The following is a 22,343-nucleotide window of genomic DNA, read 5'->3' on the forward strand; positions in this document are numbered from 1 at the left end:
CTTTTGACGCGACGCGTCCACCCTCACCGGGGTGGGCGCGTCGCGTCGCGTTCGCAGTGCTCGCGGACTGAACTAGAATTGTAGCTGTGATGTCTAAGGAATCTTTGCCACTGCTTGGGGCTACCGAAATCCGTCGACTGGCCGAGGAACTTGGGATTCGTCCCACTAAAACTCTCGGGCAGAACTTTGTGATTGATGGAAACACGATCCGCAGGATCGTAGCCACCGCGAATGTCTCGCCAGACGAGACAGTTCTTGAGGTCGGTCCGGGCCTCGGTTCGTTGACCCTCGGCATCATGGACGCCGCCGCAAAGGTGGTGGCAGTCGAGATCGATCCGCCGCTTGCTAAACGGTTGCCACAGACCATAGCGGAAATGCGCCCGGGCCGTGAGGAAGACCTAACGGTGATCCTCAACGATGCCATGAAGATCAGCGAACTTCCCGGAAACCCAACCGCGTTGGTTGCCAACTTGCCATATAACGTCGCGGTGCCTGTGGTGCTGCACCTGATGGAACACTTTGAATCCATCAAACACGGTCTGGTAATGGTCCAAGACGAGGTTGCAGACCGAATGTGCGCTGCGCCCGGTAATAAGACCTACGGCGTCCCTTCGGTGAAGGGCGCCTGGTATGGCACCATGCGCAAAGCTGGCGTCATTGGTATGAACGTCTTTTGGCCAGCACCTAAGATTCATTCTGGACTGGTGGCTTTCACCCGCGATAAAGACCGCAGTGAAGCGCCAGACCGCAAAGAAGTTTTTGCCATTATTGATGCGGCTTTTGCCCAACGTCGCAAGACTTTGCGTGCTGCGTTGTCTGGCTGGGCAGGTTCAGGTGCTCGCGCCGAACAAATTTTGCTGGCCGCGGGTATTGATCCGAAGGAACGTGGCGAGAAGCTGGACGTTGAAGGCTTCATCTTGATCGCTCGGGCCGCCCACACAGTGCCGGCGCTAGAAAAGACCGAAAAATAATAATGGTCAAACAACGTGTCATCACTACTGCCCCAGGGAAGATCAACTGTTACTTCCGGGTGGGACCGCCTCGTGAAGATGGCTACCACGAGGTCGCTAGCCTCTATGTGGCGGTCTCCTTGCTGGAGCAGATTGAAGCGACGCTGCGTGAAGACGGCGAATTACAGCTGAGCCTTGAACCTGGTTCTCCTGTGGTCTCTGATCCTGATAATTTCCCGTTGGGCCCAAACAACCTAGTGTGGAAAGCTGCGCAGCTTCTGCGCGAGCATACCGGGTGCACTTTGGGAGCTAATCTGCACATCACCAAACGCGTTCCCATTGCCGGGGGTATGGGTGGTGGTTCCGCAGATGCGGCAGCCGCATTGGTGGCTTGCAATGAGTTGTGGGGGACCGGGCTAGACCGCGAGGAACTTGGACGACTGGGAGCGCGACTAGGAGCCGACGTTCCCTTCGCCCTGATGGGTGGGGCCGCTATTGGTTTGGGTATCGGTGACCAGCTTGCCCCCTTGCTCACCCGAGCAAAAACTCAATGGGTATTGATTCCCGCAAGCTTTGGACTGTCTACTCCTCGGGTCTACTCGATGCTAGACCGATTGCGCGCAGGGCAAGACGTTGAGGTCCCGCAAGAGATAGATCCGCAGGTGATCAAGGCGCTGATGGCCTCAGATGCCGAAGCGCTGTCGCAATTGCTGGTCAATGATCTGACTCAAGCTTCGTTGGCTTTGGCTCCCGAGTTAGGAACTGTGCGAGACCTCGCCGAAGGCGCGGGAGCGCTGCGCGCAATGGTCTCCGGTTCGGGCCCAACTCTCGCGTTACTGGTGCGAGATTCAGACCATGCCCAGCAGGTGATGACGCAGCTTGGCGACGAGGTAGGCGTTGCTACACTGATGGTCACTGCCCCTGCTCCGGGCGCTCGGGTGGAACTTTCCGAGTAAAAGTCCAGAGCCTTGCCAGAGTATCGGGCTGACCCTAGAGTGATTCCAGAACCATAAAGTGAGCGTGGTTCATTTATTCGTTGCGGACGAAAGAATCACATGATCAATGGCCAGGTTTCTCATTGGTGGGAACAAATTGGGTTGCCCGCCGCCCGCCCAACGCTGAACGAATCGCTCGAAGTTGATGTAGCGATCGTAGGCGCTGGATTTACCGGTCTATGGACCGCTTATTATTTGAAGCAGGCGGATCCATCCCTGCGAATCGCAATTTTGGAACAACGGCACGTTGGTTATGGTGCCTCGGGACGGAACGGTGGTTGGTTAACCAACACTATTACCGGCGGGCGCGAACAATATCTCAAATCCCATGGCCGTCAGGCGGCTACAGACTTTCAGTTGACTATGAACCGAACCGTCGCTGAAGTGATCCGGGTCTGCCAGTCTGAGCAAATCGAGGCAGATATCTTGCCTGGTGGTGAATTTGAAGTCGCCTACAACGCAGCACAATTTACCCGACTGCGTGAATTCGTCAAGGACGAAAATTCCTGGGAACACACCGACGTACAACTGCTGACGCAAAGTGATGCAACAGAGAGAATCGGTGTGGAAGGTGCTCTGGGTGCTGCCTGGCATCCGCATGCCGCACGGATTCAGCCGGCGAAACTGGTCAGTGGCTTAGCGCGGGTAGTCGAGTCTCTTGGCATAGAAATTTATGAGAATACCCTTGTGACCGAAATTCGACCCCATCAACTAGATTTTGTGGGCGGTCAGGTGACTGCGGAATTTGTCATCCGAGCGACAGAGGGTTTTACTGCCGGGCTCAAGGGGCATAAGCGGCTCTGGCTTCCGATGAATTCGTCAATGATCGCCACCGAGCCTTTAGGGGCAGATTTTTGGGATGAAGTGAACTGGAGCCAAGGCGAAGTACTTGGCGACTTCGCCCACGTTTACATGTACGCGCAACGCACGGCGGATGACCGCATTGCCATCGGCGGGCGCGGCGTCCCATACAAATATGGTTCCCGCACGGATCTTGATGGCCAGACGCCAGAAGCGAGCGTTAAAGGGTTACAAGAAATTTTGCATACTCTCTTCCCGCAAACACGGCTTACCAATATCGATCATGCCTGGTCCGGGGTGCTTGAGGTTCCGCGTGATTGGGCGGCAACTGTTGGGCTCGATTCACACAGCGGAATCGCGTGGGCAGGAGGATATGTGGGCACCGGGGTGGCCACCACTAATCTTGCGGGTCGTACCTTGCGAGACTTGGTGTTAGGGCGGAATTCTGACCTAGTTGACCTGCCGTGGGTAAACCATCAAGCAAGACTATGGGAACCCGAACCTTTGCGATGGATTGCCACAAAAGGGCTCTATGCCGCATATGGGCTGGCGGACCGGCAAGAGGCTAAAGGTAGTTCGCATACTTCGCCGATTGCTCATTTCGCGGATCTGGTGACAGGCAAGCGCTAAAGCATTGACCTCGCACTCTAGTCGTGTCAGGGTGCTACGAGCGGAACTGATCCCAGATCATGGACCGGGGTCTCATTGCTGCGCACTTTTTACCTAATCTTGTTGTCGCGGATGTGACCCGATCATTTATTTGCCGTCTCCCTATACCCTTAGGGGGTACTTGAAGTATACCCTCTAGGGGTATATGATCTAGGCGTAGGCAAGCTGGCGATCATTCGTCTCCAGTTGCTTAGGTTAGAACTCGTAAACGAAGAAATTACGAGCAAGATACGACGTGCGGAGGAAACTATGAGCTCCAACATCATTTTGAAAATTGACGGTTTGACCTGTGGGCACTGTGTCTCATCAGTCACTGAAGAGCTGCAGGAAATAGCCGGAGTTAGTACTGTCGAGGTTGACCTTGTTGTTGGCGGAACCTCTACTGCGACGGTTGCTACCGAGACGCAGGTGGAGAGCTCTGCATTCGAAGCAACTATTGCTGAAGCCGGATATAACCTCGTCTCTGTTGACGCCTAAAGGGTGGCCCCACGGGGCGAAGATCAGTGCGTTAATCCGCAGCCAGATGTGAGAAAGAAATGGAATCATGAGTAACGACACTGCATTCCCCGCTAACCAGCGCATAGTCGAGTTAGATATTCAGGGAATGACCTGTGCCTCTTGCGTGGGTCGAGTCGAGCGCAAACTGGGCAAGATTGAAGGCGTTGAAGCGTTGGTCAACTTGCCGTTGGAATCGGCGCGCATCACCGTTCCACAACACGTGAGCGACGAAATGTTGATCTCAACTGTGGAGTCGGCCGGTTATACGGCCAATCTCAAGGTTGATCAGTACGCGAAGCCATCGGTTCCAGTGCTGCATGACGGTGATCAAGACCTTTTTGAATCTCCGGCACAGCTTGAACCAATCCAAAAGAAGGCAACGTCAGCGGTCGGTGCGGAGCTGAAGAAACGGCTGATTGTAGCTGCCATCTTCACAACTCCACTATTTGTCATTTCCATGATTCCCGGTGCCCAATTTCCGCACTGGGGTTGGGTAGCGCTGGTCCTAGCCACGCCTGTCGCCTTCTGGTCGGCCTGGCCATTTCACCGAGCAACCGCAATAAATGCACGCCACTTCGCCTCCACCATGGATACCTTGGTGTCCATCGGTGTATTGGCCGCATACTTCTATTCGCTGTGGCAGTTGATTGCAGATCCTAATATCACCGCCCACACTGGCATGTCGATGAGCGAGCATGCCTTGTACTTTGAAACTGCCGGCGTGGTAGCGACTTTCCTGCTGCTTGGACGATGGTTGGAAGCACGCGCCAAAGCTCGCGCGGGTGACGCATTAAAAACGCTACTGGATCTGGGGGCCAAAGAAGCTACCCTGATCCGTGACGGAGTGGAAACGAAGGTTTCGGCCGCCACTCTGGTTCCCGGAGATGAGTTCATTGTGCGTCCAGGGGAGAAGATCGCCACAGACGGTTTTGTGGTCTCCGGGCACTCGGCGGTAGATACCGCGCTGGTGACTGGTGAATCGGTCCCCGTAGAAGTTGGCCCGGATGACACAGTCACTGGCGCTACGATCAACACCTCAGGTGCCCTAATTATTCGCGCTACCCGCGTGGGTAAGGACACCACACTGGCGCAAATGGGCCGCTTGGTCTCCGAGGCGCAGACCGGCAAGGCTCCGATTGCTCGACTGGCGGACAGGATCTCTTCGGTATTTGTACCTATTGTGCTGGTTATCGCTCTCGGCACCTTTGTCAGTTGGCTACTTGTTACCGGAGATATGGGCGCGGCTGTTGCTGCCTCCGTTGCGGTATTGGTGATCGCTTGCCCCTGTGCATTAGGTCTAGCAACTCCCATTGGATTGTTGGTCGGCACTGGGCGAGGAGCCCAGCTAGGTATCCTGATTCGTGGTCCGCAAGTTCTAGAGGACACACGTAAAGTCGACACGGTTCTGTTGGATAAGACCGGAACCGTCACCGAGGGAAACCTCGCAGTCAGCTCCACCAACGCGGCTGAAGGGTTTGCTGAAAGCACTGTTTTGGCACTGGCGGGTGCTGCCGAGTCCAACTCCGAGCACCCGATCGCCCGGGCTATTGTTGAGGCCGCAAAAGCTGAGGGTGACCTGTTGGGGTCAAGCGATTTCAGCGCGGCTGCTGGCGGAGGCGTTCGCGCCGTAGTTGACGGACAGACGGTGGTAGCAGGTCGCGTCAGCTGGTTAAAAGAGAATGGTATTGAGCTGACCGAGGGGCAACATGCGGACCTGGCCGCTGCCCAACAAGCTGGAGCTACCTCGATCATGGTCGGCGTTGATGGGGCCTTCGCGGGGTTGGTTAACTTGACCGATACGATCAAGGAATCCTCTGCGGCCGCTATCGCTAGGCTCAAGGATTTGGGACTGCGCCCGGTGCTGCTCACCGGTGACAATAGGGCGGTGGCCGAACTCGTGGCAGCCAAGGTGGGCATTGCGCCCGAAGATGTCTTTGCAGACGTCTTCCCCGAAGGGAAAGCCGAAGCCGTGCGTAAGCTCCAAGCGCAAGGCAAAGTTGTGGCCATGGTGGGTGACGGCGTTAATGACGCACCTGCCTTGGCTCAGGCTGACCTGGGCATCGCGATGGGATCCGGCACCGATGTGGCGATTGAGGCCGCGGACGTGACCATCATGGGCAACGATATCGATCAGGTGGCCCAGTCCATCGAACTTTCCCGCAAGACTCTGGGAACCATCAAGATGAACCTTTTCTGGGCGTTCATCTACAACACCGCCGGTATCCCGGTGGCAGCTCTGGGGTTCTTAAATCCGATGATTGCAGGCGCCGCCATGGCCGCCAGTTCCGTACTGGTTGTCGCCAACTCGCTGCGACTGCGTGGGTTTGGACGTAAGTGACGATTGCCGGTATTGGCGAACCGTAGTGAAAAGTGCCGGTTTTTTCCTAATGGGAAGAGACCGGCACTTTTTGTACTGGCAGACGGTATATCGGGAACCCGTGCGATGTATTGCTAAGCCAATGAAAGGAAGAGCTTTTCCATTTCGGCGCGGTCTACCGTGGGGTCATCTGACTCTAGGCATTTTTCTAAACCGGTAGCGATGATGGAGAAACCCGCTCGGTCGATGGCTTTCGACGCGGCGGAAAGTTGAGTGACTACCGCACGGCAGTCGCTACCTTCTTCGAGCATCCTAATGACAGCATTAAGTTGCCCCTGCGCTCTTTTGAGCCTGTTAATTGCAGGCTTCATGGTTTCTGTTTCTAACTGCATGGCGAACCTTTCCCAGCGTTGAAGTTTCTCTGATCTTATACCCCTAGGGGTTTATACGAGCTGTGATAGAGTTTGGGGTGATACCCCTAGGGGTATCATCAACGTGGTCCATGACTACTAACTCGTTGGTGAATGAAGTGCAGATTTTAGGGAGACAACAGATGTGCCGTGCTGCGAAATGCCGCAAATGCCAGAAAACCACCTGGGCCGGGTGTGGACAGCACGTGCAACAAGTCATGGCTCACGTGCCACGCAACGAACTATGCACTTGTGACCCGAAGGCACCTCAAGAATCCAAGCCGGGCAAGGGTTTCTTCGCACGGCTTTTCGGGCGATAGCGCCTGACGCACTTCATTGTGCCCTGCCCATCAACGGCCGGGACCGGTAGCCCTTCACGGCACAGTCTTGAATTAGGCAACTATCCGTCTAACAAGCTTGGAAAGCGGATCAGTCACAACGTGAGGCAAGTACAGACGCTCCGCTTCCGCTTAGTTCTGAGCAATACGATCCTCTCCCGGTCATCGCCATAAGCAACGCCAAAGTTGTGCCACGTACCGGTTGGCCTTGCCCAATGGTGATGCCACTGTCCAGGGCCTCCAGCTGCAAGCCCTTGACTCTCTTCTTGGCAACAACAACTTGATCGGTTCCCGCATAGTATCGAAGCAGTGAATTAAGAGTCTCCTGCGGGTAGGCGCGACGGAGCCCGAGCGGTTGTCGAATATCTTGGCCATGGACAACGATCTCGCCCAATAACGCCAACTTAGGAAGTGGGGGAGAGACTCTGCTACCAACGGTTGCGCGGAACCGGTTCAACGTATCGAGGGGACTGAAGCCAAGCTGTTCGCGTAAACGGTCTACCACTTGCTGGTCAAAATCGAAGCGAGCACGCAGGACACCGAGAAACCAGCGTGAACCGGATAAAGTCCCGCTGACTGTTAGATGAGCCAACACCTCACGTACCGTTAGCCCAGTGCAGAGGGACTCCGTTTGCCAAGCCTCCGCATCGATGGACGCTAATTGGTGAGCCAAAGCGGTGCGCTCGGTGTCGATCTCTTCCCAAATTCTGCTTCGATCCATACGGCCATGATCGCATGAATAGGGAAGTTCGGAGTGGGACTGGGTTTGCAGCTTCTGCTGTCAGGAATCCATACTTCTCCCGCCTGATGTTCTGCCTATTGTGGTAGTTCTTGCACTCACCATTAGAGTCATGCTGATCGGTCCCGAAAATTTAGGTATCCACGAGTTAAAGCTCCGAGAACCGAGGCGGATGCTATGAGTGCCCATCCATGTACGGAAAAGTCGCGGCGTCGATAGCTAGCGTTGTGTCGGAATTCGGAATTCGGAATTCGGAGTTCGGGGTTTGGATTTCTGTCAACCTGCATGACATGAGTTCGAGAATCGATGACAATAGTTGTTATGCCAGAACTTGCCAAGATCATCTCATTCCATGAACCGGCACCCCCTGAAGGTCAGTCTCCCTACTTACCTGGAACTGGACCACTTCAACACGTTGAGATTGCAGATTGGAGCCGGCAGTGGGCCGGGCAATTCCAGCTGCTTGCAAGGCAAATCAGGGACGTGCTGGGATGGCGCGCTCTGGTCATTGAACATGTCGGTTCCACGGCAGTGCGGGGACTTCCGGCGAAACCCATCATCGATATAGATCTGGTAGTTGCCGATCCGAATAAAGAACAGCTTTATATTCCGGCACTCGAAAGCGCTGGCTTCCAACTGGTTGTCCGCGAACCCTGGTGGTATGGGCATCGCGTCCTGCGGAACTCGGGTCCGGAATGCAACTTACATGTGTTCGGGTACGACAGCCCGGAGATCATCAAACATCGAATTTTCCGCGACTGGTTGCGCGAACACCCAAGCGAGAGAATTCTTTACGCCGAAGCGAAACGCGATGCCGCAGCGCGGGCTACTGAAGCGGGGGAACACACGATGCAGTACAACGCGCGCAAAGAAGCTGTCATCAGAGAAATTTATCAGCGAGCTTTCCTCGCCATGGGACTCGTGAAAAATTAGACCGGTCTTGTCTCAAAATTTCGGTAACCCATACCCCTTTTCGGAGCTGCTTCGAAAGCTGACAGCTGCTTGAGCCATACCGACATACTTCGTTCCTGGAGCAGGTCGGAGAAAATCTGCTATCAGCTCACCGTGTTCAGCTGAGAGGCGGATATTCTCCAGATCCCAATCAACTAACAACACGCAGGAACCCTTGCGGGAAGTCAGGTAGAACATGGTGTCACCCTGACTCAATGTTCCGTTCGTGTAACAGCTTCTGAATTGCTGATCGCATCATCAACCTGCTCGGCATATGCGGCAACAATTTGAGCTGTGGCATCCCACGATTGTTGAGGAGTAATTCTCCCCAAGACGGCCTGGTGGGGACACTGAAGGTTGCGGATCAGGTCGAAGCTATCCACGAATTCTTGCGGCTGATCAAGGCGCTGCACGTTTGGCTGCTTGCCTAACCACTTGAACAAGACCTGATGGAAGTGCTCGTTCTTTCCCTGAGTGGTAGGCCGGCCAAGCAAACCGGTGGTGGCTTGGACCCCTAAGGAAGCCACGTACCGGACAAGCTGAGCGGCCCATCCACCGTAGCGAGTGTGTCAAGGACGAACGTTGTCAGTCCGTTTACAACCGAGCTGTGCTTCCAGCATCGGAATAGTTTTACGAGATGTAGAAATACAGGGTTCGGTCTGGAATACTTAGGGGTGTGCAAAGATCTTCCCGCTCAACACGTGCTCTCAGAGGCACCGCCGCCGCGTTTTTCGCGACGTTCGTTTCTCTGACCTCCCACGTGCTCGCGGGAGGAGCTGTACCGGAAATCCTGAATGTCGCATTACCTTTATCGCTTTCGGTCCTCGTATGCATGTTGCTTAGCGGCAAAAGGTTCACGCTCTGGCGACTAGCTGGCATGGTTGGGTTCAGTCAGGTGATTTTCCATCTTCTGTTCTCGATGGGTGCCGGGCACTCCTCGATATCCACCGCTGAGCAAGCCCTGCATGCGCATCATGGAATGTCCATGACCGTCGATGTAACCACTTCAACTAACATTGCCGCCATGAGCCATGGTGACAACACCATGCTCCTGGCCCACCTTATGGCCGGCCTAGCTACAGTTCTCGTCCTGCACCGCAGTGAACAACTCTTCATTGTGGCCTCTGACATCGTTGATCTGTTCACCTGGAAACTGCTATGGCAGCTCGTTAAATTCGTCTATCAGCCGGTTTGCCCAGGGCCAGTTCCTACCGAACCGCGCGAAATCCCCGTATACACGGTGGCCGTGTATGCAACGTCTGTCGTTCGCAGAGGACCACCGGCACTAACAACGGTGTAAGGCCACCCTTGCGTACGACATACGGTCTGTGACCCGTTCCGCTCCCACTTTCTAGTGAACCGGCGGGTTATTTTTAATGCCCTTCAATGGATGATTTGCTGATTCTTCTCCTCTAGCACGGCCCCGATACGTACTTGGGCCGCAACGATTCTCGCTCTAGCCACCAGCGACATGAGCTGGTATTTCTAGAGCCTCGCGGACCAGCCGAGGGGCGTATGCCGAAGGTTCTTACATCGCACTTTTACACGGCCTCTTGATCAAGGCCGCTCTTGTACTTTGCTGTGCCCAGCGCCAGATGCCTTACCAACCTGTGGGCATCTCCCTGGTTTGCAACTGCGCAGCACCACTGCTTTGAAGCACCCTACTGGCGCTTCCCTCATTTTCTTAGGAAAAACCGTGAAAACCTCTTTTGTCCTGCCCAGCATTGCCCTGTCCTCTGCCGTATTAATCGCCTTGGCAGGTTGCGCTGCCAATCCCGCTGAAAACAGCAGTTCCACCCCGGCCGGTGCCTCCATCACAATGACCGATCCGTGGGTGAAAGCTGCCGATGAAGGAATGTCCGCAGGATTCGGCACCATCGAAAACACCGGAGATCAAGATGTTACTGTCACCTCGGTGACCAGTCCCGCCTCCACTGATTTGGAACTACACGAAACCGTGGCTAACGAATCCGGAGCCATGGTGATGCGTGAAAAGACTGGTGGTTTCACCATCGCAGCCCACAGTGAATTACACCTGGAGCCAGGAGGGAATCACATCATGCTCATGGATCTGACCGAACCGCTGCAACCCGGCAGTGAGGTGCGTATGACCCTGACATTCTCTGATGAGTCCACCTTTGATATCACCGCGCCGGTGAAGGACTTCGCAGGAGCGAATGAAAACTATGAAGGCTCCGAGCACGAGGGCATGGAGCATAACGAGATGAAGATGGATGACTCGGCTTCGGAAAGCGCTCACGATCACTAATGCCCCATGCAAAGACATCCACCACGTCACGCCCTAGCCGGCGAGGGGTACTGTTCGGCGGGGCCGCCGCAGGCCTAGGGGCGATTGCTGCTCTCGGGATCGATTCGCTGACCAGCACTGCTGCGCCGGCTGGTGCTTCGGAGCCACTGCACGGCCACACCATGATTCCCTTCTACGGTGCCCATCAAGCAGGGATCACCACCGAGCCTCAAACCCACGCGACCTACATCGCATTGAACCTGCGTGACGCTCTTGACTGTGAGTCCCTAGGCCGCCTGCTGCGCTTACTCAGTGACGACGCGGCAAGGCTGGCTCAAGGCCAAGCAGCCTTGGCAGACACCGAACCTGAACTGGGCGCGGTTCCCGCACGACTGACCGTGACCTTCGGATTCGGACCGAAGCTCGTGGAACTTGCCGGGTCTTCCGCTACAGCGATCCAGCCGTTACAGAAGTTCACCATCGATCAGCTTGAAGAGAGTTGGAATGATGGGGACCTGCTGCTGCATATCGCTTCCGACGATCCTCTAACCGTTGCCCATGCTCAGCGGATGCTGCTCAAGGATGCCCGCCGGTATGCTTCGGTGAAATGGGTGCAAACCGGGTTCCGCCGCGCCCGGGGATCCGAAACCAGTGGCACCACAATGCGCAACCTGTTCGGACAAATCGATGGAACCGTCAACCCCTCAACCGAGACTGAGGACTTCAATACTCTGGTGTGGAACGCGGATGGGAGCACCACCATGGTGATTCGACGTATCCGCATGGACGTTGATACTTGGGATGAGGTGGACCGCTCTGGCAGGGAGTTCAGTGTGGGCCGAACCTTGGCAAATGGGGCACCGACCACTGGAACCAAGGAACATGATGAGCCTGATTTTGAGGCGACTGATGCCCTGGGACTGACCGTTATCGCCGCTCATTCGCATATTCGACGAGCCCGCTCGGAGAACACCACTGAGCGGATTTTCCGCCGCGGATACAACTACGATGACCTACCCAGCGGGAGCGAGATCTCCAATTCGGGGCTGATCTTCGTGTCCTACCAAAAGAGCGTGACTAAGCAATATGCCCCGATGCAACAGCGCTTAGCGGACCTTGACGCGCTGAACCAATGGACTACACCCATAGGCTCCGCCGTTTTTCTTATCCCACCGGGATGCGCTGAAGGAGGGTTCATCGGTGAAACCCTCTTCATGGCCTAGTCATTCGCACTCTTCATACTTTTATCTCAAGGATCTTTCATGACGCTTCTGGAAACCACGACCCCAGAACCACAACGGCCCTCCACCCCGCCACGGACTGCCCGCAAAGGCTGGTTCGGGCAACTACTACTTCGGCTGCATTTCTACGCAGGAATCTTCATCGGCCCGTTCATCCTCGTGGCTGCCGTCAGCGGTGCCTTGTATGCGATTACGCCGCAGATCGAACAAGCTGTCTACACCAAGGAGCTTCACGCGCCCGTTGCTGATTCCTACTTGCCGCTGGCTGATCAAGTGGAGACAGCCAATACCTATATGGGAGGTGGTGACGCGCTGGTGGCGGTCCGCCCGGCACCAAATCCCGGAGACACCACCAGGGTGATGTATGCCGATGAGAACCTTGGCGCCAGCGAAACCAGAGCCATTTTCGTTGACCCTGCTACCGCCGAAATCCGTGGAGACCTCACCGTCTATGGGACCAGCGGCGCCCTGCCGATGAGAACCTGGATTGACCAGTTGCACCGCAACCTGCAGCTTGGTGAACCAGGGCGCCTGTATAGCGAACTGGCAGCCTCTTGGCTTGGCATCATCGCCCTTGCTGGATTGGGTTTGTGGATCTTGAGGATCAAGCGAACCAAACGTAAAAAGGATCTTATCCGCCCCAATATCAAAGCCACCGGCTATCGTCGCCTGGCCAGCTGGCATGGATCCCTTGGCATCTGGGTCTTGCTTGGCGCCTTCTTCCTTTCGGCTACCGGTATCACCTGGTCGACCTATGGCGGAGCGAACGTCAGTGAGCTGCGTACCGCACTGAACTGGAGTACCCCCTCGGTGGCCACAGATTTATCTGCCGCTGAGGATAGCCCAGGGGATGAGCATGCCCACCACCACGGGGCCGCCACTGCCCCCACCGGTGAGTCGGTAAACCCGGCAGCTTTCGACACCATGCTCTCCATCGCCCGGGAAAGCAACGTCAACACCGGGCTGGTCGAGATCAGGCCCCCTGCAGCGGAAGGGAAAGCATGGGTGGTCCAGGAAATACAGCGGTCCTACCCCACTGAGGTTGATGCAACCTCTATGAACGGTCAAACATTAGAAGTTGTTGACCGGGTTGATTTTAAGGACTTCAGCCTCACTGCGAAACTCTCGCGCTGGGGAATCGACATACATATGGGTTCCATGTTCGGACTCCCCAACCAGATCTTGTTGTTCCTTATCGCATCCGCTATCGCCACTATGGTGGTGCTGGGGTATGTGATGTGGTGGAAGCGCCGCCCAACAAAGAATCCCACACGACGCATGGGCAAAACACCTGCCCGCGGCGGGGTGACACGCGCCCCATGGTGGGGGATTCTTCTGGTGTTGTTTGCGGCCGTGACTGTGGGGTCTTTTCTACCGCTCATGGGGATCAGCCTTGCAGTGTTCCTCGTTATTGATGTGATTCTTGGCTGGGTGCAACGAGCTAAAACTCAATATCTAACTACCGAGTAAGCAATGGATTGCAACCATGTTTGAGTCGTGCCCTCCGTTTCATATTCGGAGGGTACGACTGTTCCAAATAGCGGTGGTTTTTGGTGTCCCGTATAAGGCCCCTTCACCGGGCATTTTCTCGGGCGGGGTATATGGGAATCTGAAATCTTTGAAAACTCGGAGTTTCGAAAATTTACCAAGTCAACGGATCTAGTGTCCCGTATAACGACCGGCATATGGGACACTTGAATTTTCATCTCTGTCACGCAGTATTAGATCCGCGCTTCTGGCAGGATTGGGTCATGGATAACATTTTCCCAAGCATCCCCTTCCGTCCCGAATCACGCGATTGGATTCTTCGGCTTACCAATCCGATACTGAGATACCCTTGCAATAATGTCCGTTTGAAGGGGTATGAAAATGAGTATTCGCAGGATTTTCTCCGGAGCCATTTGTATCGGCTTATTGTTGCCACTCGGCGCATGTTCATCGCACACCGGGATTCGGGCGTTGGAGACACAGAGCACGCCGGCCGACGTCCTGCCTACGGGAGTTGAGCTCGACGACACTGTTGACGCGGAAAGTTCACGACTTCTGACAACCCACAAACAGGTACGATATTTTGCTGCTGCGTCCCATGATTCTTCGGTAGGTTGCATAATTGTCGTTCCACCAGGAACAGACCCTCAATGGTTTGCAGGTTGCGGCGGCATGAGAGCAGCAGACCTGATTGTCACTGCCTCGACCATGCCAAGCAACATGTCAGCTTCCTTGGTTCGAGATAACGCTGATACCCGCACTTTGGAATCCCAAGGATGGACCAGAATTCATGAGAACATCCTCATCCCCAGCGTGCAGGGAGAAACCGTCCGGTAAATGCAGGTCATCAAGGGAACTTGAGCACAAGCAGAAGGCGTTAGAAACCTTCTCCTGACGAAACTATAGATTAACGTTCGGTCTGGGATTGTTTGCCCGGTACAGCGTTCCCCTGTGGGCAACAAAGCAATGAGTTCTTGGCCCTGGAAGAGCGCTAGAACTATCGAAGTAGTCATCATCGGTTCTAGGGTCCCGATGGTTCAGACCGATTTTCCGAGTCCCACTTCGATCGCATCATCATGGCGCAAAGCCCAGCTGCAACGGAGCCGGCCCCGCAAACCCACAAGGTGAGCGTGGAACTGCCTAACGCCAAAGACATGCTTATAATCCCCGCGCTTACAAGATTGCTCGCCGTAAAAATGATCGAAGTCAACGCAATGAGACGTTCACGAAAAACAGTTGACTCACCCCACGTGGAAGCCATCGTCGACGAAGCGGTCAAAGTGAGTCCTCGTCCGACACCAGCAATCAACGAGCAAACAAGGATCATGGTCTCCATCGCGTTGGAAGGAATAACGAACGCGATCAATCCGAGTCCAAGAAGTACGCTTCCCCCGGCATAGCAACCTCTTAGATGCCGGTCAGCACGAGCAACTAGCACGGCACCGAGCAGTGAACCGAGCGTATGGGAAGAAACAATCAACCCGGCGTACTCCTCTGCACCGTTGAGCAAGTCCCGGGCAGCCAACGGCGCAATGACCTGGATGTTGAAGCCGAAGACGCAGACCGCCGCAAACGCAACAAGAAACGCTCTCACAGACCTTGTATTCAAAGTAGGGCTCCAACCGGTCTCACCCTCTTTCCCAAGATTCTCTTTCTGGGAGATATTGAGGAGCTTGATGGCTCTTGATGAGAGAAGAGCGGCAACTACGCATACGACTGCGTCCAAAATGAACCAAACCTGCCAGTACCCAGTTGCTAGCGCAAATCCTGCTGCGGCTGGAGCAACCAATCGAGCACCATTGCTGTACGCGGTGATACTAGAGATCGCGCGTCGGCGTACTTCCTCGGGATAGAGATCAGCCATCACCGTCCGACGCCCTGGCGCTTGCACCGTTGAAGCTGTCGCATAGACCAAGCTCATGATCAGCGCCGAGACAAGGTTGTAGCCGAACACCAGTGATGTGATGCCAAAAATTATTGCGCTTGCTGCCTGTAGCCATAAACTCAGCACCAGGGCTGAGCGGAAATTGAATTTTGAAGCGGCGCTGCGGACCAGCAGCAGCAATGCCAAGGCTGGAAGAGATTGTGCTGCTAGCTGCAACCCGACGGCTTGAGGATCTTCTGCCCTGAGCACTGCCAGTCCAGCAAGCAGGAAGAATACGGCTTGAGTAGTGGCCCCATTGCCGATAGAGATCCATATGTAGACTCGCCGAAAAGCGACACTGCCATGGTTGGTCAGCGATGATGCGTTGGCAGTCGAGGTCGTCGATGCAGATGATTTGCGCATGTTCCCAAGTATCAACATCGATGCTAGATTCATCAATGTTGATTGAATCAAGTAAGGGTTGCAATGTCTGACATTCCGAGGCTTACTGTGGGCCAGACTTCGATCCGGTTGAATGTGAAGCCCGAAACGGTTTATTCCTACATTTCCCGTGGCCTGTTGAGCAGCCAGCGATCCAGTGGCGGCTCAACACTGGACGCGCTGGAGGTCGAGGCGTTCGCACAGCAACGCGGACGAGCCCCTGTTTCGTCGACCTCGCGAGAAGACGGTTCGAGGTACTCTTCCCACGGTGCGCCTTTGATGATCCTGGATACCAACATTTCCCAAGTCATCGATGGACAGCTTTACTTCCGGGGCGTAGCCGTAGAAGAACTCGTATCGCGTTATCACTTTGAGTCTGTCGCCGCCTGGCTCTGGGGAGAACCGCTGAACAGTTCCCATAGATTCAAAGCCAACGCCGAGGACACGCGAAACGCAGCAAACTTCGTGGCTGCATTGCCTCGCTTCGCCTCGCCCTTGGACAAAGTGTCTGCCGCACTGTTAGCTCTGGGTGCTGCTGATCCGTTGCGCCATGCCTCGCAGAACAACGTCGCGGAGTTGGGTGCTGGATTGATTTCAGGAATCGTCAGCAGTTTGAACCAAGCAAGGCACAAAACCTGTCGATCTACGGATCATCCAAGTGTTGCCGATGGGATACGCGCAGCCTTCGGGCCAACGCAAGATGCAAAGTCTAAGAGCGTTCGCGCGATTAATGCTGCGCTGGTGTTGCTGGTTGACCACGACTTGGCTATTTCCACTTTGGCGGCTAGAGCGGCAGCGTCTGCCCGTGCAACGATCTACGGAGGAATCAGCAGTGCAATTGGCGCACTGGATTCCAAGCTCCATGGCAACGCCAGCCAAGATGCGGCAGAACTAATCAGAATGGCACTTAAATATGATTCACCAGAAAAGGCGCTGGCGGAATCGATCGCTGCTAATGGGCGCATGGTTCCAGGATTCGGGCATGCTTTGTATCCAGAAGGTGACCCACGCGCCAGAATTCTCTTGGATATATTGCATCAGGAAGTTCCCGATTCACCTGTTCTTCGAGCTGTTGGCTCGTTGGCCCGTGTGATGGAAAACCGCACACGGCTTGGTCCCAACATTGATTTGGCTTTAGCAGCGTTGCTCCATGTTAAAGGGATGGCACCTGACGCAGGGCCGGCGATTTTTGCTATCGCGCGGTCGGCAGGATGGATTGCCCACATGGCAGATGAGTACGGACGCGCTCCTATGCGGATGCGCCCGCACGGCCGTTACTCTGGACCTGCACCAAGCGAAGCGTCTGGGACTCCAGAGCAGCAGAAGTGATTCGTTTACGGAATATGTTCCGTAGAGCGTTAGTGCCCGGGCGCCTTGAAAGCCTAAAGTCGTAGCTGTTGCTCTTGAAGGTATCGTGCAGCATCGCTAGTTGCCCAACTGACGGTTTCCCCAGACGTAATTTTGCTGACTCCTACGCCAGGAACACCCCAATTCACCACCAAATACTCTGAGTTTTGAGACCCCTCGCTCGAAATGAACTGTTGGCTTTGGACTGCTCCAACTTCGCCAACTTCTAAGGTTGTTCCATCTGGAAGAACGAGAGAAGACCCTTGCAAGTTACAGCCAGGTTCTCCGAGATCGCGCAGGCCATTTGCTTCAATCAAAGCTGGAGGGCATTGCGGAAGGTCTTCATGACCCAACGGTATGCTCACTCCACCTGGCGAACACGAGCAAAGAAGCAAGCTTAAAAGTGCAATGGTGGATATAGCTGTGGCGGTTCGCATGGTCTCATGCTAACAACTGGCAATCCAGCGATGTTTGTAGCGCCGATGAGGATCCAAGGTTGATGGGTCTGCAAAAAGAAATGTGTGGAGCGCGGCGTCCCGCAGAAGGTTCCTCAATTGAAGTGCGTGGGTCTCTGATGAATGCCGGGCCACGCACGTAGAGTGTGCTCATGGGCACGAAAAACATGAAGGTTACTGGTGTTGACCCACGATATGTCAACGAGGAAGAGCACCACCCCGTATATCGGGTGGATTTCTGGGACGAAACCCGCGCCAGCGACGAGAACCGTCTGGAGAATGCGGAAAGCATAGACAACGTGCTTGCATGGGCAGAAGCTAACCGGCGCGGTCGCTACGTCGTGATCTGGGTCGAGTACAGCTACGAAGGCGGCACCGGCATGGCTCGGCTGCGCGGGTGGGAACCAACACAGGAAGGCTCACCCTCGGCCGAGGACCCCTACTTCCGGCAATGACTTCACAGTCATACTGACCTATGGCAAACAAAACACGTTCAGGCCACTATGGCGCCCGCTCAGCGTTGGGCATACGGGTGTCTGAGAATTTAGCGTTGCTGCGTTCAAATGAATCGTGAAAGCTTCCATGAACACTGTTTACATGACGTTGGGACTCCTGTTGACTATTGCAGGACCGCTGTTCTGGTTGATCTATGAGCTATACAATGACTTGAAATGAAACCGTTGAACATGAACCGTGCGGAAATTGGAGCCAATTCGAAGACATCGAATTTGGGTACACGTTTATTTGCGTGGGTGACTACAGCAATTTTAACAGTTGTACTGTGTTTTGTACCAGTAGTAGTATCTGGCAACCGCATTGGCAGCCTGGAATGGGCTATTTGGGTAAGCTCACTCGTAATCGCATCGACTCTCTTCTGCGCGGTTCTTCCTACTTGGATCACAAGGAAGAAATCACTGCTTCGCGAAACATCACTGTTATTCATCGGACTTAGCATTTTCGAGCTTTGCTGGAATTTTCTGGACGGTACGGACTTGCCTGCTATGAATGAACTTCTGCTGGGCTGGCTTGTTTTGACAGTCCCTTTTTTCTTTATCTATGCATTGGTTGGGGCTGGAGTTACCGCATTAGCTGAATTCTGCATAGGTCGCTTTTTTGCTTCGCCTAACCGGGCGAAATCATAAATGTCGAAAAGTTAGGGTTGCGGCCAGAATTGACTATGCAAGTCATGCTCAGCAGTCCTGCCCCGTAGAGGGTTCCTCTTACGGGCGTTCCTCTCGGGGACCGTCTTATGGGACGGTATGGGAACATTATGGAATGCCTACCTTTGACCTCCGTCCGTTAACGGCCGGACAAGTGGAATTGCACGACGCTCGACGGAAACGCCGCTGGACCGTCGATCTAGAACCTTTCGAGATTGGGGCCATCTCCGTCACCACGGCGCAGTACGCGCAATTGATGGGTCATAGCGAAACAGGCTCCCAAGCACCTCTGGTAGATATCAATTGGTTGGAAGCCATCAAATTTTGCAATGCAGCGTCAATGAATGAAGGGCTTGCCCCTGCATACATCTTCGAGGCAGGCGAGGTGAGTTGGCAGACCAATGCCTCCGGGTACCGCCTGCCCACCGAAGCCGAATGGGAATACGCGTGCCGCGCTGGCACAGTGGGGCCACACTATGGCCCCCTCGATGCCATTGGGTGGACAGCGGATGACAAGCTAGAGAACCCGAAAGAAGTTGGCCAAAAACTACCCAATGCCTTCGGACTCCACGACACCCTTGGAAACGTCTGGGAATGGTGCTGGGATCTACTCGATCCGGCCCGCTACGACGATTACCGAGTCTTCCGCGGGGGAGGTTTTGCTGATAAGTCGTGGAGCGTGCGGGCTTCGACGCGTCGCGGTGGTGCGCCTGGGATGAGCCACCCAGACGTTGGCCTGCGCATTGCGCGGGGTGCTTTCGATGATGAACAGGCAGCGCAAGGCTGGTCAGCCGAGGTTGATTCTGAACGGGGAAAGATAACTGGCATGCTGCCATCCGGGTGGACGCCCCGGCGATACTGAGACTGACCAATGCAGGACAGCCCATATACATTGTGGCGGGTGTCCCACAGGAGGTTCCTCAATTGAAGTGCGTGGGTCTCTGATGAATGCCGGGCCACGCACGTAGAGTGTGCTCATGGGCACGAAAAACATGAAGGTTACTGGTGTTGACCCACGATATGTCAACGAGGAAGAGCACCACCCCGTATATCGGGTGGATTTCTGGGACGAAACCCGCGCCAGCGACGAGAACCGTCTGGAGAATGCGGAAAGCATAGACGACGTGCTTGCATGGGCAGAAGCTAACCGGCGCGGTCGCTACGTCGTGATCTGGGTCGAGTACATCTATGAAGGCGGAATCGGCATGGCTCGGCTGCGCGGGTGGGAACCAACAGGGGCGGGCTCGCCTTCTGCCAGTGACCCCTATTTCCGGCAGTAATGCAGGCACGGTCTGCCGAATATGGAGAACAAAACGCGTTCCATGCCATTAATATGGCCGCTAAGCTTTCCCCCCTCCGGAACGACTTGTAGGACGGAAGGCGTTGAAGTGCCGTGTGCTTTAATGGCTTTCATGATCCGCGCTGCACAGGTCGATGATGTTCGCTTGCTCCCCGACATTGAGCGTGCTGCTGATGCTGTCTTCGTCGGCGAAGGCATGGCATCAATTGCCGACGGTGAAACGATGCCCATTCATGATTTCCTTCGGTATCAAAGTCAGGGTAGAGCATGGGTGTACACAGATAATTTCGATCAGCCCATTGCCTACCTTCTTCTGGATCTAATAGACGACGTTGCTCATATAGAGCAAGTCTCAGTACATCCGACTCATGCGGGCCTCCGGATAGGCCGCCAGCTCATCGAGATGGCAGCAAAATGGGCGAGGCAACAGGGTTATGCCGCGCTGACGCTAACCACCTTTGCCGAAGTTCCCTGGAACGCGCCCTACTATGCTCGTTTGGGCTTTGATATTGTTCCGACGAGTCAGCTGTCCCCAGGTCTGAGGAGAATCCGAAAGCATGAGGCCTCCATTGGATTAGATCAGTGGCCTCGTGTTGCCATGCGATTTCCGCTCGTTGGTTGATTCCGCGCCAAACTCGCAACACTCTGTCCCGATGAGGGTTCGGCTTGCGAAACAACCTGCCCTGACACGTTGAGAGCCTCCAAAGTTGAAGATGAATGAGCCCGAAGCTTGACCGTCTAAATCTACATAGGTAGCATTAGAGTATGGAGCGTTTGACAAGGCATACCCCTGCTACAGCTGCTGTTGTTGGTGCGCTCATGGAATCATCCGAGTCAATCTGGGGTCTCCAGATCGTGAAGATGACCGGGTTGAAGACAGGAACGGTTTACCCGATTCTGGAACGTTTGGAGGATGCTGGCTGGATTACTAGCGAGTGGGATACAGATCTGACTCGCAAGGGGCCCCGCCGGCGGTACTTTAAGTTGGACGCGAAGGCTGTTCCATATGCCCAGGAGTACATTTCCACCCAGAGGCCGAAACCATCCGTGGGTGCTGCTTTTCAATCCAGGAGACTCGCATGAGCCAGGCCTGGCTGGTACGAGCGCTGTTGCGACTATCGCTTTTCGTAACCCCGGCGCATCTGCGGCAAGTGCGCTCTGAGCAATGGAGGGCGGATCTTCGGGATTGCAGTGAGTTGGATATCCCGTCTGCTGATGTCGTTGCCGGTGCTCTTATTGCCGGCACACGTTTGCGAATTGCCCATGGACTTGCTTCGTTGTCCAACCCCGCCCTATTCAAAGAGGAAAGAGCAATGAAAATTCTGTTACCCACTGCCCTTATTGCTAGTGTTCTGACACTCGGCGGAATTGCTGGGGTTTCAGCAATCTCGAATTACGAGGTTACTCAGATTACGGTCCCGGAGGGGATGATTGAAGAGAATGCTCGAACCACCCCATCCGCTCCAATGATCATTGATGGTGTCGAGGTTTTGGGAAGTGGTGAGGTCGCTCCTACGTATCCGGGTGAGTAAGTGATTTAGCGCCAGCGTGAGAATCTGTCGTTTTGGTCAGAATCGCGCAATCAGAGCCAGGGGGACAGCAGACAAGCGGCGGGTGTCCCGCTGAAGGTTCCCCATTTGAAGGTTCCTTCGTTGGTCATTTCTACGACTGAGAGGCCCGCCTACATTCGGGCAACTACTCGTCGCTGTTTCCACGCGTCCGCGCTGGAATATGGTCTGGGAAGTCTTCTTCCCCTATGCTCCCAGCCGCGTAGAACGAATCAATGAATACGCGGGCCTCCTCAACCAGGGCCTCCTCTGATATCCGTGAAGCACTGTCTGGATCATTTGGCGCCGCCTCACCACCGCTACGAGCGATCGTGAACCCGTAGGTTCCGTCCGCAGGCCCATTGAGCCAGGAAAAGTCGTAACTGAGCCTGCCGTCAGGCTGGTACCTCTCGCTGATACGGAACAGCTCGTGATCAACGGATACTTCGAAATCATCCATACGACGAGCCTAAACCGATTTCCATGACTCGCCCTGTTGCTGACTCTCCTTGGCGCTATTCAGCGCCAGAAACTGAGAGACCGCTATGGTCACGGCATGTCAACCAACGTCCCGTTCAAGGTTC

The 22,343-nt window shown here is 54.9% G+C and carries 24 protein-coding genes; 19 read left to right on the forward strand and 5 right to left on the reverse strand.

Annotated elements, in window-relative coordinates:
• The first annotated feature begins 89 nt into the window (after positions 1-89).
• The 5 genes from rsmA to ACX5K5_RS03650 all read left to right on the forward strand — a co-directional run bounded on the left by rsmA (position 90) and on the right by ACX5K5_RS03650 (position 6,251).
• Positions 90-971 (forward strand): 16S rRNA (adenine(1518)-N(6)/adenine(1519)-N(6))-dimethyltransferase RsmA, encoded by an 882-nt coding sequence (rsmA, locus tag ACX5K5_RS03630; protein WP_188684391.1) that lies wholly within the window; start codon positions 90-92, stop codon positions 969-971.
• Between the two features lie 2 nt (positions 972-973).
• On the forward strand, positions 974-1,906 hold the full coding sequence (locus ACX5K5_RS03635; RefSeq protein WP_188684393.1) for a 4-(cytidine 5'-diphospho)-2-C-methyl-D-erythritol kinase: 933 nt from the start codon (positions 974-976) through the stop codon (positions 1,904-1,906).
• Between the two features lie 99 nt (positions 1,907-2,005).
• Positions 2,006-3,376, forward strand: a complete 1,371-nt coding sequence (locus tag ACX5K5_RS03640; protein WP_459175038.1) for an NAD(P)/FAD-dependent oxidoreductase — start codon at positions 2,006-2,008, stop codon at positions 3,374-3,376.
• A gap of 288 nt (positions 3,377-3,664) precedes the next feature.
• The gene (locus ACX5K5_RS03645; protein WP_459175039.1) at positions 3,665-3,892 is read left to right on the forward strand and encodes a heavy-metal-associated domain-containing protein; all 228 of its coding nucleotides are present in this window, start codon (positions 3,665-3,667) and stop codon (positions 3,890-3,892) included.
• Positions 3,893-3,959: 67 nt separating this feature from the next.
• Positions 3,960-6,251, forward strand: a complete 2,292-nt coding sequence (locus tag ACX5K5_RS03650; RefSeq protein WP_346059910.1) for a heavy metal translocating P-type ATPase — start codon at positions 3,960-3,962, stop codon at positions 6,249-6,251.
• Positions 6,252-6,364: 113 nt separating this feature from the next.
• Here the strand turns inward: ACX5K5_RS03650 and ACX5K5_RS03655 are convergent, their stop codons facing one another.
• Both ACX5K5_RS03655 and ACX5K5_RS03660 read right to left on the reverse strand, forming a co-directional pair.
• Positions 6,365-6,622, reverse strand: coding sequence for a metal-sensitive transcriptional regulator (locus ACX5K5_RS03655; protein WP_346059911.1), 258 nt, complete (start codon positions 6,620-6,622; stop codon positions 6,365-6,367).
• Between the two features lie 447 nt (positions 6,623-7,069).
• Positions 7,070-7,699, reverse strand: a complete 630-nt coding sequence (locus ACX5K5_RS03660) for a maleylpyruvate isomerase family mycothiol-dependent enzyme (protein ID WP_443449981.1) — start codon at positions 7,697-7,699, stop codon at positions 7,070-7,072.
• A gap of 324 nt (positions 7,700-8,023) precedes the next feature.
• Between ACX5K5_RS03660 and ACX5K5_RS03665 the strand changes: the two genes are divergently transcribed.
• A complete protein-coding gene (locus ACX5K5_RS03665; RefSeq protein WP_382411793.1) occupies positions 8,024-8,650 on the forward strand; it encodes a GrpB family protein in 627 nt (208 codons plus the stop codon).
• A 230-nt stretch (positions 8,651-8,880) separates the two neighbouring features.
• On the opposite strand, the gene ACX5K5_RS03670 is transcribed toward ACX5K5_RS03665, so the two are convergent.
• Positions 8,881-9,081, reverse strand: coding sequence for a hypothetical protein (locus tag ACX5K5_RS03670; protein WP_459175040.1), 201 nt, complete (start codon positions 9,079-9,081; stop codon positions 8,881-8,883).
• 482 nt (positions 9,082-9,563) lie between these two features.
• On the opposite strand from ACX5K5_RS03670, the gene ACX5K5_RS03675 reads away from it, so the two are divergent.
• The 5 genes from ACX5K5_RS03675 to ACX5K5_RS03695 all read left to right on the forward strand — a co-directional run bounded on the left by ACX5K5_RS03675 (position 9,564) and on the right by ACX5K5_RS03695 (position 14,482).
• Positions 9,564-9,968 carry a hypothetical protein gene (locus ACX5K5_RS03675; RefSeq protein ID WP_382411795.1) on the forward strand — a complete coding sequence of 135 codons (405 nt, stop codon included), beginning with the start codon at positions 9,564-9,566 and terminating at the stop codon, positions 9,966-9,968.
• Positions 9,969-10,364: 396 nt separating this feature from the next.
• Positions 10,365-10,937 (forward strand): copper chaperone PCu(A)C, encoded by a 573-nt coding sequence (locus ACX5K5_RS03680; RefSeq protein WP_459175041.1) that lies wholly within the window; start codon positions 10,365-10,367, stop codon positions 10,935-10,937.
• A complete protein-coding gene (locus tag ACX5K5_RS03685) occupies positions 10,937-12,139 on the forward strand; it encodes a Dyp-type peroxidase (RefSeq protein WP_459175042.1) in 1,203 nt (400 codons plus the stop codon). The genes ACX5K5_RS03680 and ACX5K5_RS03685 overlap by 1 nt, the downstream gene beginning before the upstream one ends.
• 39 nt (positions 12,140-12,178) lie before the next feature.
• Positions 12,179-13,627, forward strand: a complete 1,449-nt coding sequence (locus ACX5K5_RS03690; RefSeq protein ID WP_459175043.1) for a PepSY-associated TM helix domain-containing protein — start codon at positions 12,179-12,181, stop codon at positions 13,625-13,627.
• Between the two features lie 690 nt (positions 13,628-14,317).
• A complete protein-coding gene (locus ACX5K5_RS03695) occupies positions 14,318-14,482 on the forward strand; it encodes a hypothetical protein (protein WP_459175044.1) in 165 nt (54 codons plus the stop codon).
• A gap of 184 nt (positions 14,483-14,666) precedes the next feature.
• Here the strand turns inward: ACX5K5_RS03695 and ACX5K5_RS03700 are convergent, their stop codons facing one another.
• Entirely contained in the window at positions 14,667-15,932 is a 1,266-nt protein-coding gene (locus ACX5K5_RS03700) for an MFS transporter (RefSeq protein ID WP_442346437.1), read from the reverse strand.
• A 63-nt stretch (positions 15,933-15,995) separates the two neighbouring features.
• Here ACX5K5_RS03700 and ACX5K5_RS03705 point away from each other — a divergent pair, with 63 nt between their 5' ends.
• The 8 genes from ACX5K5_RS03705 (at position 15,996) to ACX5K5_RS03740 (ending at position 21,744) form a co-directional block, all read left to right on the forward strand.
• The gene (locus ACX5K5_RS03705; RefSeq protein WP_443439284.1) at positions 15,996-17,279 is read left to right on the forward strand and encodes a citrate/2-methylcitrate synthase; all 1,284 of its coding nucleotides are present in this window, start codon (positions 15,996-15,998) and stop codon (positions 17,277-17,279) included.
• A 625-nt stretch (positions 17,280-17,904) separates the two neighbouring features.
• Entirely contained in the window at positions 17,905-18,207 is a 303-nt protein-coding gene (locus tag ACX5K5_RS03710; protein WP_443439333.1) for a hypothetical protein, read from the forward strand.
• A gap of 216 nt (positions 18,208-18,423) precedes the next feature.
• The gene (locus ACX5K5_RS03715) at positions 18,424-18,894 is read left to right on the forward strand and encodes a hypothetical protein (RefSeq protein ID WP_442347196.1); all 471 of its coding nucleotides are present in this window, start codon (positions 18,424-18,426) and stop codon (positions 18,892-18,894) included.
• A 133-nt stretch (positions 18,895-19,027) separates the two neighbouring features.
• The gene (locus ACX5K5_RS03720; protein ID WP_459175045.1) at positions 19,028-19,774 is read left to right on the forward strand and encodes a formylglycine-generating enzyme family protein; all 747 of its coding nucleotides are present in this window, start codon (positions 19,028-19,030) and stop codon (positions 19,772-19,774) included.
• A 115-nt stretch (positions 19,775-19,889) separates the two neighbouring features.
• Positions 19,890-20,192, forward strand: coding sequence for a hypothetical protein (locus tag ACX5K5_RS03725; RefSeq protein ID WP_459175046.1), 303 nt, complete (start codon positions 19,890-19,892; stop codon positions 20,190-20,192).
• Positions 20,193-20,315: 123 nt separating this feature from the next.
• A complete protein-coding gene (locus ACX5K5_RS03730; protein WP_459175047.1) occupies positions 20,316-20,834 on the forward strand; it encodes a GNAT family N-acetyltransferase in 519 nt (172 codons plus the stop codon).
• 239 nt (positions 20,835-21,073) lie between these two features.
• Positions 21,074-21,295, forward strand: a complete 222-nt coding sequence (locus tag ACX5K5_RS03735; RefSeq protein WP_382412539.1) for a PadR family transcriptional regulator — start codon at positions 21,074-21,076, stop codon at positions 21,293-21,295.
• A complete protein-coding gene (locus ACX5K5_RS03740; RefSeq protein ID WP_096283057.1) occupies positions 21,292-21,744 on the forward strand; it encodes a hypothetical protein in 453 nt (150 codons plus the stop codon). The genes ACX5K5_RS03735 and ACX5K5_RS03740 overlap by 4 nt, the downstream gene beginning before the upstream one ends.
• 163 nt (positions 21,745-21,907) lie before the next feature.
• Here ACX5K5_RS03740 and ACX5K5_RS03745 read toward each other — a convergent pair whose 3' ends face one another.
• Entirely contained in the window at positions 21,908-22,219 is a 312-nt protein-coding gene (locus tag ACX5K5_RS03745) for a hypothetical protein (RefSeq protein WP_459175048.1), read from the reverse strand.
• Positions 22,220-22,343 lie beyond the last annotated feature (124 nt).

The organism is Glutamicibacter bergerei (assembly GCF_054495185.1).

Excerpts from the sequence above, each read along its gene's own strand:
- rsmA (WP_188684391.1), top strand. The coding sequence starts at position 90 with ATGTCTAAGGAATCTTTGCCACTGCTTGGGGCTACCGAAATCCGTCGA.
- ACX5K5_RS03635 (WP_188684393.1), top strand. The coding sequence starts at position 974 with ATGGTCAAACAACGTGTCATCACTACTGCCCCAGGGAAGATCAACTGT.
- ACX5K5_RS03640 (WP_459175038.1), top strand. The coding sequence starts at position 2,006 with ATGATCAATGGCCAGGTTTCTCATTGGTGGGAACAAATTGGGTTGCCC.
- ACX5K5_RS03645 (WP_459175039.1), top strand. The coding sequence starts at position 3,665 with ATGAGCTCCAACATCATTTTGAAAATTGACGGTTTGACCTGTGGGCAC.
- ACX5K5_RS03650 (WP_346059910.1), top strand. The coding sequence starts at position 3,960 with ATGAGTAACGACACTGCATTCCCCGCTAACCAGCGCATAGTCGAGTTA.
- ACX5K5_RS03655 (WP_346059911.1), bottom strand. The coding sequence starts at position 6,622 with ATGCAGTTAGAAACAGAAACCATGAAGCCTGCAATTAACAGGCTCAAA.
- ACX5K5_RS03660 (WP_443449981.1), bottom strand. The coding sequence starts at position 7,699 with ATGGATCGAAGCAGAATTTGGGAAGAGATCGACACCGAGCGCACCGCT.
- ACX5K5_RS03665 (WP_382411793.1), top strand. The coding sequence starts at position 8,024 with ATGACAATAGTTGTTATGCCAGAACTTGCCAAGATCATCTCATTCCAT.
- ACX5K5_RS03685 (WP_459175042.1), top strand. The coding sequence starts at position 10,937 with ATGCCCCATGCAAAGACATCCACCACGTCACGCCCTAGCCGGCGAGGG.
- ACX5K5_RS03690 (WP_459175043.1), top strand. The coding sequence starts at position 12,179 with ATGACGCTTCTGGAAACCACGACCCCAGAACCACAACGGCCCTCCACC.
- ACX5K5_RS03695 (WP_459175044.1), top strand. The coding sequence starts at position 14,318 with ATGAGAGCAGCAGACCTGATTGTCACTGCCTCGACCATGCCAAGCAAC.
- ACX5K5_RS03700 (WP_442346437.1), bottom strand. The coding sequence starts at position 15,932 with ATGCGCAAATCATCTGCATCGACGACCTCGACTGCCAACGCATCATCG.
- ACX5K5_RS03705 (WP_443439284.1), top strand. The coding sequence starts at position 15,996 with ATGTCTGACATTCCGAGGCTTACTGTGGGCCAGACTTCGATCCGGTTG.
- ACX5K5_RS03710 (WP_443439333.1), top strand. The coding sequence starts at position 17,905 with ATGGGCACGAAAAACATGAAGGTTACTGGTGTTGACCCACGATATGTC.
- ACX5K5_RS03715 (WP_442347196.1), top strand. The coding sequence starts at position 18,424 with ATGAAACCGTTGAACATGAACCGTGCGGAAATTGGAGCCAATTCGAAG.
- ACX5K5_RS03720 (WP_459175045.1), top strand. The coding sequence starts at position 19,028 with ATGCCTACCTTTGACCTCCGTCCGTTAACGGCCGGACAAGTGGAATTG.
- ACX5K5_RS03725 (WP_459175046.1), top strand. The coding sequence starts at position 19,890 with ATGGGCACGAAAAACATGAAGGTTACTGGTGTTGACCCACGATATGTC.
- ACX5K5_RS03730 (WP_459175047.1), top strand. The coding sequence starts at position 20,316 with ATGGCTTTCATGATCCGCGCTGCACAGGTCGATGATGTTCGCTTGCTC.
- ACX5K5_RS03735 (WP_382412539.1), top strand. The coding sequence starts at position 21,074 with ATGACCGGGTTGAAGACAGGAACGGTTTACCCGATTCTGGAACGTTTG.
- ACX5K5_RS03740 (WP_096283057.1), top strand. The coding sequence starts at position 21,292 with ATGAGCCAGGCCTGGCTGGTACGAGCGCTGTTGCGACTATCGCTTTTC.
- ACX5K5_RS03745 (WP_459175048.1), bottom strand. The coding sequence starts at position 22,219 with ATGGATGATTTCGAAGTATCCGTTGATCACGAGCTGTTCCGTATCAGC.